Genomic DNA, 14,164 nt, shown 5'->3' with positions numbered 1-14,164 from the left:
GTTATTGCGCTCCATAACGTCTTAACCATTCATCGGTTAATAACCTTGACCAACTGGGATGGGGCTCACTTAATGCGGTGATTTTACTGCTAACAGGTAATGCGCTTGGGTGCTGCTGTTCAGTACTAAACAATAATTGCTCTTGCTGACTTAATTGCGTCACATCGAGAACAGTACTATCGCCCCAGATTTTAGCTTGTTGTTTTTTAGCTTGTGCCTCAACACTGAGCATAAAATTGGCTACCACTTTTGCGGCATCACTATTGGCTGCATTATAGGGAATAGCGATAAAATGAATATTACTTAAGCTACCATCTTGCATGACGAAGCTGCGGGTATTTTTGGGTAAGTTATAGCGCTCAACCGCTGCCGGTACTTGCGCAGCTGAGAAGGTAAAGCCTAAGTTTATCTCGCCGTCACCAACAAGTCTTTGTAATGCAGTGCCACTGGCAACAAAATATCGCCCTTGATGCCATAAATGTGGATGTAGTTTATCTAAGAAGGCCCATAAAACTGGTAGTAATGTTACTTGGCTTTGCGGCGTTACCGCTTGATATAAGCTTGACTTTACCTGTGCTGGCTGATGTTGATTAAGTGTGATTAAGGCATATTTTAAAAAACTTAAGGATAAAAAATCAGGCGGCTTTGGGTAAGTAAAACGTCCGGGATTTTGCTTAGCCCAAATTAATAATTGGTTAATATTTTTTGGCGCATGGCGAATACTATTTTGGTATGCGTTTTTTGGATCTTTTGGGATTTTTGACTTATTAACAACAATTGAAGGCGTGTAATAAAAGGTCAGCGAAGCTTGTCCCCAAGGCGCTTCCATACCTTGCGTTGGCAAGCCAAAATCACGGGTCATTGCCTCATTTTCACTAGGGTTAGTTAGCCAAAAATTAGGTAATTGTGAGACCCAACCTTGCGCTAAGAGCTGATACTTTGCCATTGATGCAAAATTTTCTCCGTTGATCCAGACTAAATCAACTTGCCCTTGCTGATGATTATCTGCTGACTTTTCCGCTAAAACACGACTAACGGCTTCACTAGTGTCGGTCAGTTTTACATGCTGTAAGTGAATGTTATATTTTTGTTTAACTCGTTTAGCAAGCCATTGAATATAGCTATTAATTTGTGGGTCGCCACCCCAAGCATGAAAATAAACTGCGGGCTTTTTTCCTAAGGTTTCTCCCGTACTCCATTTTGTTTTTATCGGTAAATCGTTTGATATTAATGCGCTGTCCACTTTAGCTATTTTTGAGCTTGTTTTAGTATTTGTTCGAGATGATTCTTCAGGGGCTGCTGCAAAGGCCGTGTTTGCATAACTTAATGAGCTTGTAGTAAATAGTATGGCAAACCAAGCTAAAAACCTTAACCTAGGTAGAAGAATAGCGGGCACAATTGCCTTAACTTTTGAGGTTTTTGGTACTTGTGTCATAAAACCATTGAGTTGTTGATATGATAATAATATGACGGTTTGATGTGAAAAATGAGTGGCCAAAAGAGTCGGAAAACGAGCCCTTTTACCATTGAAAAAACTCTTCGATTTACCTAACGGCATTGAGTGCCCAATCATAGTTTAAGAAACTTGTCGCCATATCTTCCGACTGTAAACCTGCTTGTTGGGCTGGCGTTAAATTTAAGACTTTGTGATATAACAATATGAAAGTGGGTAAAGAATTGCTACCACGAAAACCTAAGGTAAAGTCGTCGCCATACCATTTAAAAATAGCGGAAAGTTCCATGCTTTGCTCAGCAAAACGATTACGACTTTTATCGGTTAAAAAACGCACGGTTTGTTCAGCCAGTTGTTGCTCTAACTTATCAGCACTGTAAGCTTCTTCACGCAAAGCAGGGCAGCCAATACTGGCACAATTTACCGCAAAGTGAATACGCGGGTCGCGATATTTATTATCGCCACGAATTAACTCATGCTCAATATTGTCTAAGCTGCGTGTCTCACCTAACAAAGGAATAAATTGTTTACTCCACGGTGAACTAAAGAAGCTACCCAGGTCTTTAATCGACTCCAGATCAGGATAAACTGTTAAAATAAGTGCTACCGTCCAAGCATTGTAGGCATTGATTAAAAATGCTAATTGTTTATGGGCAGGCCATTGCGCAAATGCTTGCTTATCAATAGTACCCAAGGTGGTTAAATAGGCACTTAATTTTAGCTGATCTTTTTTCATACCGGCATAATCTACTTGGCTTGAATGGCCATTATTGATCGGCGTAACATGTTGGCTTAATAACGCTTGCCACGGTTGATGTAATGCCTCTTGCGCCACACTAGTAGCGCTATAAGCGGCAGTTAAAAAAAGCCATACCGCTAGTTGCCAGTATTGAGGACTTACTTTTGAGACGACTTTTTTTAATCTAGGCATGGGTATTAACCTCTTCTCCAAGTGTGAAATTTTTCTAACCAGTTTAAAACCGCTGTTGGTGCATGATTACGTTTCCATTCGCCTGCTGCATATTTATTGCCTTCAGCCCATGTTGGATAACTATGAATAGTGCCTAAAATTTTGTTTAGTCCTAAGCCATGCTTCATCGCCAAGACAAATTCGGCAATTAAATCACCGGCATGCTCAGCAACAATGGTGACACCGAGTATTTTATCTTTGCCTTTTGGCGTAATAACTTTAATAAAACCGTTCGCTGCACCGTCAGTGATTGCGCGGTCTAACTCGGCAAAATCATATCGAGTAATTTCATAGTCGATTTCTTGTTCAATGGCTTCTTGTTCATTAATACCGACACGTGCCACTTCTGGATCAATAAATGTTGTCCATGGAATAACGCGGTAATCGACTTTAAACTTTTTAAAGGTACCAAACAATGCATTAACCGCAGCATACCAACCTTGATGTGCCGCAACATGGGTAAATTGATAAGGACCAACAATATCGCCGGCAGCAAAAATATTAGGGTATAAAGTTTCTAAATACTCATTAGTTTGAATAGTACGGTTAGTTTCTATGCCCAATGTTTCAAGGCCGTAACCTTCCAAGCGAGCAGCGCGGCCAACCGCACATAATAACTGATCGTATTCAATGGCAATTTCTTCGTGCTCTGTACCTTGATCATGCTTAAGGTGCTTAACAATGATGAATTTTCTACCATCACGTTGTTCACAACGCAAAGCTTGGTGTGAAGTTAAAATATTAACGCCACTTTTTTGTAATGACTGGCGAGCAAATTCAGCAACATCGAGATCTTCTCTGATCATAATGCGCTCAGCCATTTCAATTTGTATGACTTGCGAGCCTAAGCGAGCGAAACTCTGTGCAAGCTCACAGCCAATAGGACCACCGCCCAGCACTATTAATTTTTTTGGTGCGCTATCGAGCTTGGCAAACTCTGCCCATAAGGTGTCGCTGGTAACATAACCACTGGTTTCAATACCTGGTAGCGGCGGTACAAATGGACGAGCGCCAGTGGCAATAACAATGCTACGTGCCGTTAGTGTTTGCGTGCTGCCATCGTTGAGCTTAACTTCTACGGTCCACGGATTAGTTAATTTCCCGTAACCTTTAATTACTTCAACACCTAGATTTGTGTAACGTTCAACACTATCGTGTGGGGCAATATCAGCAATGACTTGATGAACACGTGCCATCACTTTCTTAAAAGAAAATTGCGCTGTTGAGTTATCTAAGCCGTAGTGTTCACCGTGTTCTATTTGCGCTACTATTTTTGCACTTTTAATCATAGCTTTGCTTGGTACACAACCATAGTTTAAACAGTCGCCGCCCATTTCACCGGCTTCAATTAAGCTCACTTTTGCTTTTACAGCTGCCGCAATATAGCTGGTAACTAAACCACCAGCGCCGGCACCGATAACAATTAAGTTACGGTCAAAGCTTTTAGGTTTTTGCCATTTTTTATAGACTTGACGTTGTTTGATTTTGTTAATGATAGCGTTAGCCATAAGGGGTAAAAGCCCTAGTAAGACAAAAGATAAAATAAGCTTAGGTGATAATATACCTGACAAGCTGTCTATTTCAGCTAATTGCGTACCTGCGTTAACATAAACCATGGTGCCCAAAAACATGCCTATTTGGCTGACCCAATAAAACGTCCAGGCTTTAATACTGGTAACCGCCATTAATAAATTAACTAAAAAGAAAGGAAAAACAGGCACTAAACGTAAGGTAAATAAATAAAATGCCCCTTCTTTTTTCACGCCGGCATCAATGGCTTTTAAGCGTTCAGGAAATTTAGCTTTAATGGTATCACGCAGTAGGTAGCGTGATACCAAGAAGGCTAAGAGTGCACCAAGGCTAGAAGCAAATGAGGCAATAATAAAGCCTTCAGTTAAGCCAAATAAAGCGCCTGAGGCCAAGGTTAAAATGGCAGCGCCAGGTAATGATAGCGCAGTAACTAAAACGTAAAGGGTAAAAAAGCCACCAATAATCAATAATGGTGATTGTTCGCGCCACTGGCCAAATTGCACCATTGAGCTTTTTAATCCCTCTAAAGTGAGTAATCTATTGAGATCAAAATGAAAAAATAATGCCACCAGTGTAACGGCGATTACTAATAATAGTACCTTTTTAAACATAAAAATTGTCCTTAAAAACTGTGCTGTATGGTGAATTTGGCATTAATAGGTAATTCAGGAAAAACCAAGGTTGAACCAAAATATCCACCTTCAAATACCGGACGCCAATTCTTTTGATTGGTGACATTATTGATATCAAAACGTAATTTGGTATGCTCGCCAATTCGGTAACTGGTGTTAAGGCCTAAGGTGTATTGATCGCGTATGTTTACGGTTGCTAAAAAATCTAGTGGGTAACTTGAGGTATATAAGGCGGCAAAGCCTGCTTGCCAAGATTCTGTAATATAAAGACCACCATTAATACTTAACGATTGCTCTGGTATACCTTGTACACGCCTAGTAGAACGAGGAAAGGCGGTGAAGCTTGGTGCACCTACGCTAGTACCTTGAATAATATCGGCTCGAGAATTATCAAAGGCATCAGCAATTTGTGACGAACTTTGACTACTAGCAGAGTTGTCATAACGGGCGTCAAGATAACTGTAACCTATGTTAAACCAATAGGGTGCAGCATCATAAAACACTTGTAGTTCGACCCCTTTGGTTTTTATACCTGTGTTACTGCCATCGCGATTACGTAAGCTACGGCGTTGATTAAATAATGCTCCGTCGATATACCAAGCGCTGTTGTCGGGTATATACTTAATGCCCACTTCATTTAAGGTATTTTCAGTGGCAAAGTTCTGTGCATTAATTAAGTTATCAGCGCCTAATGAATTACCACCGGCCATACTATTTGAGGTTGCTTCGTTATAACTCGTTGCAGCATAAACAGTTAAATCAGTATTAAGCTTGTAATTAACGCTAGCTTGGCCTGAATGTAAGGTTTTATTAATGCTATCTTCTGCCGCGTCTTGACCTGCAGGTGCAATGGGATCTCCCGCTTGTACATCATAAAAATCAATACGGTAGCCAAAGTTTGTTCTCAAACGCTCGCTCCATTGACTATCTTGCTGAATGGCAAAACCGGTTTGCCAGCTGGTAGAGTCGGTAGTATCTGATAACAAATAGTCGCCAACCTTGTCATTATTGACATCATACTGGCCACCGGGTGAGACAAACACACCGGGGCGTAGCTCTACAAGTCTAGCTTGTTGTTCGGCCGTTAGGGGGATGCGGCGGCTTTGTACTGGGCCGGTTAAATCAATAGGGTCGTCAGCTTCAGTGGTAAATTGGCTATAACCGCGCACTTTATTATAACGGACATCAAAGGCAACAATCGTTTGTTGTTGGTTGTTCCAATCATAACTTAGCTCAAGTCGGTTTTGCGCGGTATCGGCAGCATCTATGATTTCCACAAAGCTATTTTGAGCAATTTCATCACGGGTTAAATGTTGATAATATGTGCTGTTTTTTAACTGTGTTTGGCTGTTTAGCTCACGGGTGTAGATGCTGTGTAATAAAAAAGTCTTAGCTTCGTTTTCATTGTCAGGGTCGGTTAATACCCTACTGCGGCTAATTTGTACTTGTCCGGTTGGGGAAATTAATGCCCCAGCGCCAGGTATAAGGCTACCGTTAGGTTGTACACCTTGGCCGGTAATATATAAACCGCTGTCGATTAATGCCTGCGTTGGCCTATTAATACCAGCATTGTCGGTAAACTCAACTTGATATAATTCAACGTTAATATCCCAGGTGCTTTGGCTATCAGGTAATAAACGAAAGGCGGCGTAAAAGCTGTCACTTTTAAAGCTTGAGTAATCATAAAAACTGCCATTATCAATATGCTCAGCGCTGATTCTAAAACCACTCTCACCCTCAACAATTGGCGCACTAATATCAAGTTGCGCACTGTATTGATCCCATCGACCTGCGCTAAGTTTCACTGTTGCAGCACTTTTTTCAGTCGATGCGCGTTTAGATTGTAAATTAACAAAACCACCGTTACGTTGGCTACTACCAAATAACACCGGTGGCGGACCTTTTATTACGTCAAGCTGATCGACAGAATTAAAAGAAAGTGGCACACCAAAGCCGTTATTACCGGCTTGGCGGCGCAGGCCATCTTGAAAAAGCTCGCCTAATTGACCACGTAAAGTAGGTAAGCTTGGTGCACCAAAACCACTGGCTGAGTAACTATTAGGCGTTACCGCCAGAATGTCTTGTAAGTCAGTTATATTTAATTGCTCCATCATGGCACTAGTAATAGGCGTTATAGAGCGTGCAATGTCAGCTAAGCCTACATCATCGCCAAATGGCCCATTGATTTTGGTGTTTTTGGGTGAAAAGCCATGATTGATAATACGCTGACCTGCTACTTCAATAACTTCAACATCAGTTCCCTTAGCTACTTCAGCACTGGCTATTTGAGCGTGAAAAATAAAGTGCATACTAAGGGCGATTAAACTGTATTTCATTTGCGTGTACCTAATTGTTTGTTGTTAATATTTTTGTTATTAATCATGGTTGATTACGAACTTATTAAAATGCTATGTCAGTTTAGACCGAGATTAAAAGTAATAAATTTCAGGCTGTTAATTTACCTTGGTTTTTAATCCTAGTCATTAGTCAAAACAGTGTTGTAAAATTTTTATGGCTTTATTAAAAATACATGCGCCATGAAGCAAAGTTGATGAATTAATGAAGGGAGTAGCGCTTTTGAAAATATTATACCAATTTGATTAAATAAGTGATCTACTTTTTTATTTTAACCGTTAAAAATGAGCAGGTAATTAATCAACTTGGTATAAGTGGGTTTTGACTCAGTAAAGACTTAAAAAATGGATTAATCATGAGGTTTGTTAGCTGGCTTGAGCTTGCTTGTTGTTACAGCAGGGAACGATATGCTTTTTTCTTGTTGTCTACGTATGGGGTAAGTGATGATTTAGCAATATTTTGAATATTTTGAATATTTTTGTTAATAAAGTCTACGGTAGACTTATTCATTTTCTTCAACATATTCTTTTGAGCTTAATAAATATATAGCCAAACCATCATAAGTAGCAAAATTATGTTTATTGAAGGGGCTTGGCTATAGTCCTAGATGTTGTAGTTAATTTGAGAACAAAGTGATTAAAATAACTTTGTTCTCAGTCATCAGCGAATAACTAGCCTTTAGTGACCACTTTTTTTACGCTTGTGGCGATTTTTGCAACAACACGACGATTTAACTTATGGGCAGCAATGGTATTGTCTGCTGATAATAATTGAGTTTGACCGTAGCCTTTAGCTGTTAGTCGACTAGCGTCAATATTAAATTTATTAACAAGGATGCTCTCTACTGACACTGCACGTTTTTTCGACAGCATTAAGTTATAGTCAGCAGTACCTGTAATTGAACTATGTCCTTCAATCTCAACTGATGTATTGGTATATTCTTTCATGAAATCAGCTAGTCGTTGAATATCATCGACTAATGCAGGCTTAACAATCGAGCTGTTATTAGCAAAGGCAATATTAAGCTTAATTTCAACGGCATGTTCTGAATATAAAGTACAACCCATAGAGTCTACTTTCACGGTCACAGGTGTGTCAGCACAGCGATCCATATTATCGCTAACACCATCGTTGTCACTATCTAAAACTTTTGCTGCAACAGGTTGTACTGCTACTACTGTAGGTTTGATGCTTACTGGTGCTTGCTTAACATCGCCAAAGGTATATTTAAGGCCTAACTTTACACCTTGATCGATAAAGCCATAATCAACATCTTTATAAATAGCGGCTTCAGTATAAAAAGATAAACGGTCGTTAACCTCAAAGTTATAACCAGCACCAATATTTACTGCATTGTAGCTTTTCACGTTACTAAAGCGTTTTACGCCAGCAAACATATATAAATCGCTATCTTCTAGTTTGTAAATAGCGTCAACGCCTCCACGAATGCCGTAATCTTTATCACCGCCGTTGTTTACGTCATAGCGAGTTCTTGCAATTTCAACACGCACATTCCAGTAGTCATTAATAATTTTTTGCAAATCGACACCGATAGATTTACCGGCCTCAATTTGGTCCCAATCCATTCTTGTACCTTTGTGAGTGCTCGACTTTATGTAGTCGCCAAAGACGCCAAGCTCCCATGTTTTATCAATAGTTTCAGCAGCTAGTGGTGAGCTGATAAGTGCTGCGAGTAGAGAAATTTTAAATGCTTTCATTGGTAATTCCTTGTTTAGGTCTAAATAATCTTAATAAATTCTGTTCTGCATAACGAAGATGATTAAAGAAAGTCATAAATTAATTTCTCAGCTAAGTTTCTAATGCGTATTTTGACAATTATTTTCATAAAACGCTACATATTACCTCGTTTTTTTTGATTAAGATCAATGGAGAATCTTAATATATTTCAGTTGTAAGTAATTAATTCTACTGAGAACTAGCTCAGAACTAGCGAGAGTTAATTGGTTACTGATAATTAACAATAAAAATAGGCTGACTTTTGATGTTATACCAGTTCCATTAAGTTTGTGATCTTGTTGTGCGCAGGAAAAATAACTCAAGGTAAGGCGCTCAATTGAGCAATAGCTGGCTATTGGGATTGAGAGCAACACAGCCTTGAGCTATTTTAACTAGTACAAGTGAGCAATAACTTAATGGGATTGGTATTACAGGCGGCTGTTAGCTAGATTAGGCTACAGTTGACAGCAGTGAACTGAGTTGAACTGAAGTTAAAGAGCGGCTTGTTTTGCCCCTTTTTAACTTGCCATTATTTCTGAGTTTGTAACCAATTTTGTTGCAAAATTATTTTTTTACCCACTGCCCAGCTGTATTTTGAATTAAATGGCCGGTCTGAGTTTTACTTAAGGCTTTTTCAGCGGCTAGCGCGGTGACTTGCGCCATGGTGATGTTATTTTTACGCGCTAGGTTAAGGTAAATACTTTTACGCTTTTCGTTAACACTCGCCACTAAACTTCGCGCTTCGGCGTTGTCTACCACAAGGCCTAAGTAACCGTTTTGCATTTCGCCAATCAAGCCTTGTTGCTTGGCGTTGTCTAGTGAAATAGCCCATGCGGAAAATGTCATGGTTATGGCTAGCAGCGCACAAGTTAATTTTTTAACTATGTTGGTCATGTTATTTAATTTTTTACTGGCTAATTTATTAGACTTTTCATTAGATTTTTTATTAGATAAGTTATTCATAATTACTCCTTAAAATACATCGCTATCGTCACTAAATATGTCATCAAGTTGTTTGTCGACTTTTACCCTGATTTCATGATCAATTTTTAAATTTAAATTAATCGTGATCGGCTCTTTGGCGCTAACTTCTATTTTATGTGTACAGCCACTGATTATAAAAATAGCTAACACTGTGGTTAGTATTTTATTCATACTTACTCCTTATTTTTTTGTAAACCTTTGATAATACGTTCTTCAAATTGTTTGGTAACTGACATTGATTCAAGCAAGCCTAATAAGTCATAGCTTAAGTTCAAGTTCAGGTTCACATCGTTGTCGATGTCCGGATTTCGGCCTTTGATCACCGTTTTTAATAACATATAGCCGTTATCTGCCATTGAAATATCAGAAGACAACTGATGATAGTGCAAGTTCTGCAGTGCATCAAACGCTAACTTTAACTGGCTGTTATTCGCTTTTAGCTCAGCTACTGCAGGATTATTCATCACCTGAATAAGGCCATTAGTTACATTATGCAGTTCGCCGTTTCCTAGAATATATTTTTCGCCATCATAACTAATAGGCAACTGGCCTGATATGTTGCCGGTCACTACAATACCCTGCTTTTTGTCTAACGCCAACAATTGCTCTAAGTCTATATGGGTAAGCTGAATGTCAACTGAATGACCTGACTCTAGTGGCCACTGAACTTTTGGAATGGCAAAGCTACCACCCAAAATATCACCTTTGAGTTTTGTTGCCGAAATTGTAAAGTCTTTTTGATAACTAATATTGGTGTTAAGGGATAATTTTGATATCGGTGTTGGGGTATCTATTAATGCAATCGTTAGGTTTTCTTTTCCGTGTTCAGATACATTTTGTAGCGTGGTTAGCTTACCGGCTAAAAATTGAAAATTTTGTTGCCAATTAAGCTCTTGTAACCAAATTTTTTCTACTTCACCGCTGACTGATGTCATTGCTATTGATATGGCTAGTGGTGTTTTTTCAAAATCTGTTAAATCAGTTACCTGAGCTTTTACGCTGTAGCTCAGTGTGCCTTCCACTAAGGCTACTTTTGTTGGTAATTGTAGGTTTAGAGAGAGCAGGTCAGTTAACGGTAACGCTTCAGCCGTTAATGCAAGGTTAGGTTTAGCTAACGTCCCTGATATTGCTAAGTTTCCTAGCGGTACATTATCGGCAGTGGCGACAGCATTTATTGCAATGTTATTTAAATTACTGGTAATAGTCGTGCTTAGTGCTAATTTTTTGACTGCAACCATTTTACCCACACGCAATTTCTCAGCCTGACTTTGCACTTTTACATGTAAGTTAATGGTGCGCTTACCTTGTACTTGCGCCTTATTTTTAAGTTGTACAGGGTTTTGATCTTGCATAGCGGTTTGTTGTTGAATCGGGTGGTGTATTTCTACACTGCCTTGTACTTTTGTGGCTAACTGTTTAATCGAGAATAGCTTATTATCTGCTGTTTTTTGCTTTGCCGACATGGCGATGTTGTTGCTAGTAAACGATGAGTTTTCAGCAAAGTTTATTATGGTTTGTACATGGCTTTGGCTAATAGAACCTTGCAGTTTTACTATAACCGGTGCATGAGTAAAATTATTAATGCTTGAAAGTAACAGTGGGCTATCAAGTTTAAAATTTAGTTGTGCCAGTAATGGACTTTCTTTTGCTGGGGCTTTTGTTATTGGATTATTGTTGTGACTTGGATCAAGGTTGAGATAATGCTTTAAATTAAAGGTCAGCTCATTTAAGTTCAGTTGATGCACTTGCTGAGCATTTTCTGCTTTTACTGCTATGCCTGATAAGGACAGCTGTTGACTGTTTAGGTTAAAAGCTAATTTGCCCTTTGGCTGGAAGGTTAATTGCTCAACTGGGTTATCTTTTAGTAGCGTGATAAGCAAAGGTGATAGCGTGTGGTTTTTCAAGTAATCAATCAGGTGTTGGTGACTATATTGCAGCTGTAAGCTATTATTTTGTTGAAATTCAATCTCCAGTTCAGCATGGCTATTAAGCGCTTTAGGTTTTTTGTTTAAGCTTTCCTTACTTAAATTAACCGTGTTTAAGTTAACTGTGCTGTGCAAGTTAAGCGTGCCGGACAGTGCAAAGGGGCCACTCGTTTTAACACCTTGTGCAGCAAGTGAAAAATATTTTAATTGGCTATCTAAGGTCAATTGACCTGCTTGATAGTTTAATAAGCTATAAAATTCGCCGTTAGTTTTAAGCGTGTCTAAAATGTCTATTACTGTTGGCGTTAACGGTAGTTTATGTGCGAATAAAAACTTTTTTAACGGTGTTAAATGAGCAGATACTTTTAAGGTCAAGGGTGCTTTTTTATGCTGGTTAGTCGATAAATTAACTGATAATAAAACTGTGTGTTGAAGGTCTTTTAATGAAAACTCTACGGTATTTTCTATAACTGAAAGCTGGCCTACATAACGTGCTTTTTTTGCGCCATTATTGCTATTTATTGTGCCGCTATCTTCCTGTGGAAAAGGCGAATAACTTAACGCTGCCACCTTAATATTAAAAGGTAAGTTAAGTTGTTCAAGTTGCGTTAAATAAGTGTTTAGTTGTGCTGTTAGCGGTGCAGGGGTATTTTTTTTCGCGCTACTTTTGAAGAGGGTAAGTAAGTCTGCTGTGCCTTGGACTGTTACTGATGCCATATCGATGCGCTTAATTTTTTGCTCAGCAGCTGATGCAAAGGTTATGGCCATATCTTTAATATTGATATCTAGTTGTGGTGTTTGCAGGCATAAGCGACTTATTGCCAGTGCTAAATCTGTTGTGAAGTGAAAGTCTAAGCAGGTAATTTTTGCGTCATATAACGCCAACTTATCGTTACTAAAATTTTTTACAATAGCAACGCGGGCAATATAGACCAAAAAGAGGGTAGTTATAATGGTGCTTATTACGATGGCAAGCGCAATTAAGCTTTTTTTTGGGCGTATCATTTGTGCGTATTTATTCCTTCGTCCATGGATTTTTTGGCTTTGTTTAATCCGTTTTGTACAGCCACTTTATGGCCGTTGAGCTATAGGATCAATCAAAATCATGGATTTATATACTTAGCTAAATAATAGCTACAAAAAAATTATGATTTTCTCACTCATGAGTATATTTTAATTAAGTTATAGAAGCGTTATGATATTGGCATTTTTACGTAACGATTATAAAGAGAGAAGCATGTCTGCTGTCCCATTAGAACGTATTACCATAGAACCCAACTTACCCGCCACAGCCTGTGTTATCTGGTTACATGGTTTAGGAGACTCTGGCGCAGGATTTTCGCCTATTGTTCCTGAACTAGGTTTGCCAAAAAACCACGCGGTACGGTTTGTTTTTCCACATGCGCCAGAGCAAGCTGTAACCATTAATCAGGGCTATGTTATGCGCTCATGGTATGACATAAAAAGTATGGATTTACATAACCGTGCCGATATGACTGGTGTGCTTGAGTCTGAAGTCAAAGTTCGAGCATTAATTGCTGAGCAAGTTGCCGGTGGCATTTCTGCAAGCAATATTATTTTAGCAGGCTTTAGTCAAGGTGGCGTGATGAGCATGTTTACCGGTTTGCGTTACCCTGAAAAACTTGCAGGCATTATGGCGTTATCATGTTATTTACCTAATGCTGATGGATTACCTGAGCAATTAAGTGCGGCAAATAGCGATACAGAAATTTTGCAACAACACGGCGACAATGACGATGTTGTGCCTTTAAGTGCCGGTAAAATGGCTAACACCTTACTTAATGCGAAAAACTATCCGGTAAAGTGGCAAACTTATCCAATGGCGCACAGTGTTCATCCAACACAAATCCGTGACATTGCCACCTGGTTAGTGGCACGTTTAAACCTAGCGTAAAGCTAAGTCATTGCAGGGGAGATAAAATGCCAGAAGTTAAGGTTAAACTTGTTTTTGAGAAAGAAAACAAAAATAGTATCCGTTTTAAAGAAGTCGCTGAGCCAGGCAAGGCTGAAGCTATGGGTAGTATCTATCTACAAAAGTGGCTTGTGGGTGATGCTAAGTCAATTGAGATCTCAGTCAAAGTTCCAGACTAGTGGGTTTGAGCTAATTTATTTTCAATTAGCTCTTATACCAGTTCCATTAAGTTTGTGATCTTGTTGTGCGCAGGAAAAATAACTCAAGGTAAGGCGATCGATTGAGCAATAGCTGGCTATTGGGATTGAGAGCAACACAGCCTTGAGCTATTTTAACCAGTACAAGTGAGCAATAACTTAATGTAATTGGTATTACTTGGTTAACGCTATTTTCATTTGAAATAGACACTGCTTAATGATGAAATATAATACCAATTTCATTAATTAGGTGGTCTACTTTATACGCAGGAAAAACGACCCAATATAAGATGTTTATTTTAATAACTCGTTGTGCTAATGATTAAATAAATAACGCCGTAGCGGGTTGTTTTAACCAGGTGAAATGATCAGATAATTAGTGAGATTGGTATAACACCGCGCTAGTTGTTAATTAGCGCCGTGTGTTTTTTTAACTGCAATGCTTTAA

General features: G+C 39.0%; 10 protein-coding genes. 2 read left to right on the top strand and 8 right to left on the bottom strand.

The window, feature by feature from the left end; genetic code table 11:
• Position 1 precedes the first annotated feature (1 nt).
• The 8 genes from ESZ39_RS03100 to ESZ39_RS03065 form a co-directional block, all read right to left on the bottom strand.
• Entirely contained in the window at positions 2–1,558 is a 1,557-nt protein-coding gene (locus ESZ39_RS03100; protein WP_223270214.1) for an ABC transporter substrate-binding protein, read from the bottom strand.
• On the bottom strand, positions 1,545–2,384 hold the full coding sequence (locus tag ESZ39_RS03095; protein ID WP_146878333.1) for a DUF547 domain-containing protein: 840 nt from the start codon (positions 2,382–2,384) through the stop codon (positions 1,545–1,547). Before ESZ39_RS03095 ends, ESZ39_RS03100 begins: the two co-directional genes overlap by 14 nt.
• Positions 2,385–2,389: 5 nt before the next feature.
• Positions 2,390–4,564, bottom strand: a complete 2,175-nt coding sequence (locus ESZ39_RS03090; protein WP_146878332.1) for an FAD-dependent oxidoreductase — start codon at positions 4,562–4,564, stop codon at positions 2,390–2,392.
• Positions 4,565–4,575: 11 nt separating this feature from the next.
• Entirely contained in the window at positions 4,576–6,921 is a 2,346-nt protein-coding gene (locus tag ESZ39_RS03085; RefSeq protein WP_146878331.1) for a TonB-dependent receptor, read from the bottom strand.
• A gap of 690 nt (positions 6,922–7,611) precedes the next feature.
• A complete protein-coding gene (locus ESZ39_RS03080; protein WP_146878330.1) occupies positions 7,612–8,658 on the bottom strand; it encodes an OmpA family protein in 1,047 nt (348 codons plus the stop codon).
• Between the two features lie 583 nt (positions 8,659–9,241).
• Complete coding sequence (locus ESZ39_RS03075) at positions 9,242–9,571, bottom strand: YdbL family protein (RefSeq protein ID WP_146878381.1); 330 nt, start codon at positions 9,569–9,571, stop codon at positions 9,242–9,244.
• 78 nt (positions 9,572–9,649) lie between these two features.
• Entirely contained in the window at positions 9,650–9,832 is a 183-nt protein-coding gene (locus ESZ39_RS03070; RefSeq protein WP_146878329.1) for a YnbE family lipoprotein, read from the bottom strand.
• 2 nt (positions 9,833–9,834) lie between these two features.
• On the bottom strand, positions 9,835–12,591 hold the full coding sequence (locus tag ESZ39_RS03065; RefSeq protein ID WP_146878328.1) for a YdbH domain-containing protein: 2,757 nt from the start codon (positions 12,589–12,591) through the stop codon (positions 9,835–9,837).
• A gap of 232 nt (positions 12,592–12,823) precedes the next feature.
• Here ESZ39_RS03065 and ESZ39_RS03060 point away from each other — a divergent pair, with 232 nt between their 5' ends.
• Positions 12,824–13,501, top strand: coding sequence for an alpha/beta hydrolase (locus ESZ39_RS03060; protein WP_146878327.1), 678 nt, complete (start codon positions 12,824–12,826; stop codon positions 13,499–13,501).
• 26 nt (positions 13,502–13,527) lie between these two features.
• Complete coding sequence (locus ESZ39_RS17695; protein WP_182135332.1) at positions 13,528–13,698, top strand: hypothetical protein; 171 nt, start codon at positions 13,528–13,530, stop codon at positions 13,696–13,698.
• Positions 13,699–14,164: the final 466 nt, after the last annotated feature.

The sequence above is a fragment of the Colwellia sp. C1TZA3 genome, assembly GCF_007954265.1.
In the GTDB taxonomy this organism is placed as follows: domain Bacteria; phylum Pseudomonadota; class Gammaproteobacteria; order Enterobacterales; family Alteromonadaceae; genus Cognaticolwellia.
The sequence above is the reverse complement of the archived record's forward strand: the minus strand, read 5'-3'. Positions and strand labels throughout refer to the sequence as shown.

What these genes read in the sequence shown, in the direction of transcription:
- ESZ39_RS03065 (WP_146878328.1), bottom strand. Translation starts at nt 12,591, where the DNA reads ATGATACGCCCAAAAAAAAGCTTAATTGCGCTTGCCATCGTAATAAGC.
- ESZ39_RS03070 (WP_146878329.1), bottom strand. Translation starts at nt 9,832, where the DNA reads ATGAATAAAATACTAACCACAGTGTTAGCTATTTTTATAATCAGTGGC.
- ESZ39_RS03080 (WP_146878330.1), bottom strand. Translation starts at nt 8,658, where the DNA reads ATGAAAGCATTTAAAATTTCTCTACTCGCAGCACTTATCAGCTCACCA.
- ESZ39_RS03095 (WP_146878333.1), bottom strand. Translation starts at nt 2,384, where the DNA reads ATGCCTAGATTAAAAAAAGTCGTCTCAAAAGTAAGTCCTCAATACTGG.
- ESZ39_RS17695 (WP_182135332.1), top strand. Translation starts at nt 13,528, where the DNA reads ATGCCAGAAGTTAAGGTTAAACTTGTTTTTGAGAAAGAAAACAAAAAT.
- ESZ39_RS03090 (WP_146878332.1), bottom strand. Translation starts at nt 4,564, where the DNA reads ATGTTTAAAAAGGTACTATTATTAGTAATCGCCGTTACACTGGTGGCA.
- ESZ39_RS03060 (WP_146878327.1), top strand. Translation starts at nt 12,824, where the DNA reads ATGTCTGCTGTCCCATTAGAACGTATTACCATAGAACCCAACTTACCC.
- ESZ39_RS03075 (WP_146878381.1), bottom strand. Translation starts at nt 9,571, where the DNA reads ATGACCAACATAGTTAAAAAATTAACTTGTGCGCTGCTAGCCATAACC.
- ESZ39_RS03085 (WP_146878331.1), bottom strand. Translation starts at nt 6,921, where the DNA reads ATGAAATACAGTTTAATCGCCCTTAGTATGCACTTTATTTTTCACGCT.
- ESZ39_RS03100 (WP_223270214.1), bottom strand. Translation starts at nt 1,558, where the DNA reads ATGCCGTTAGGTAAATCGAAGAGTTTTTTCAATGGTAAAAGGGCTCGT.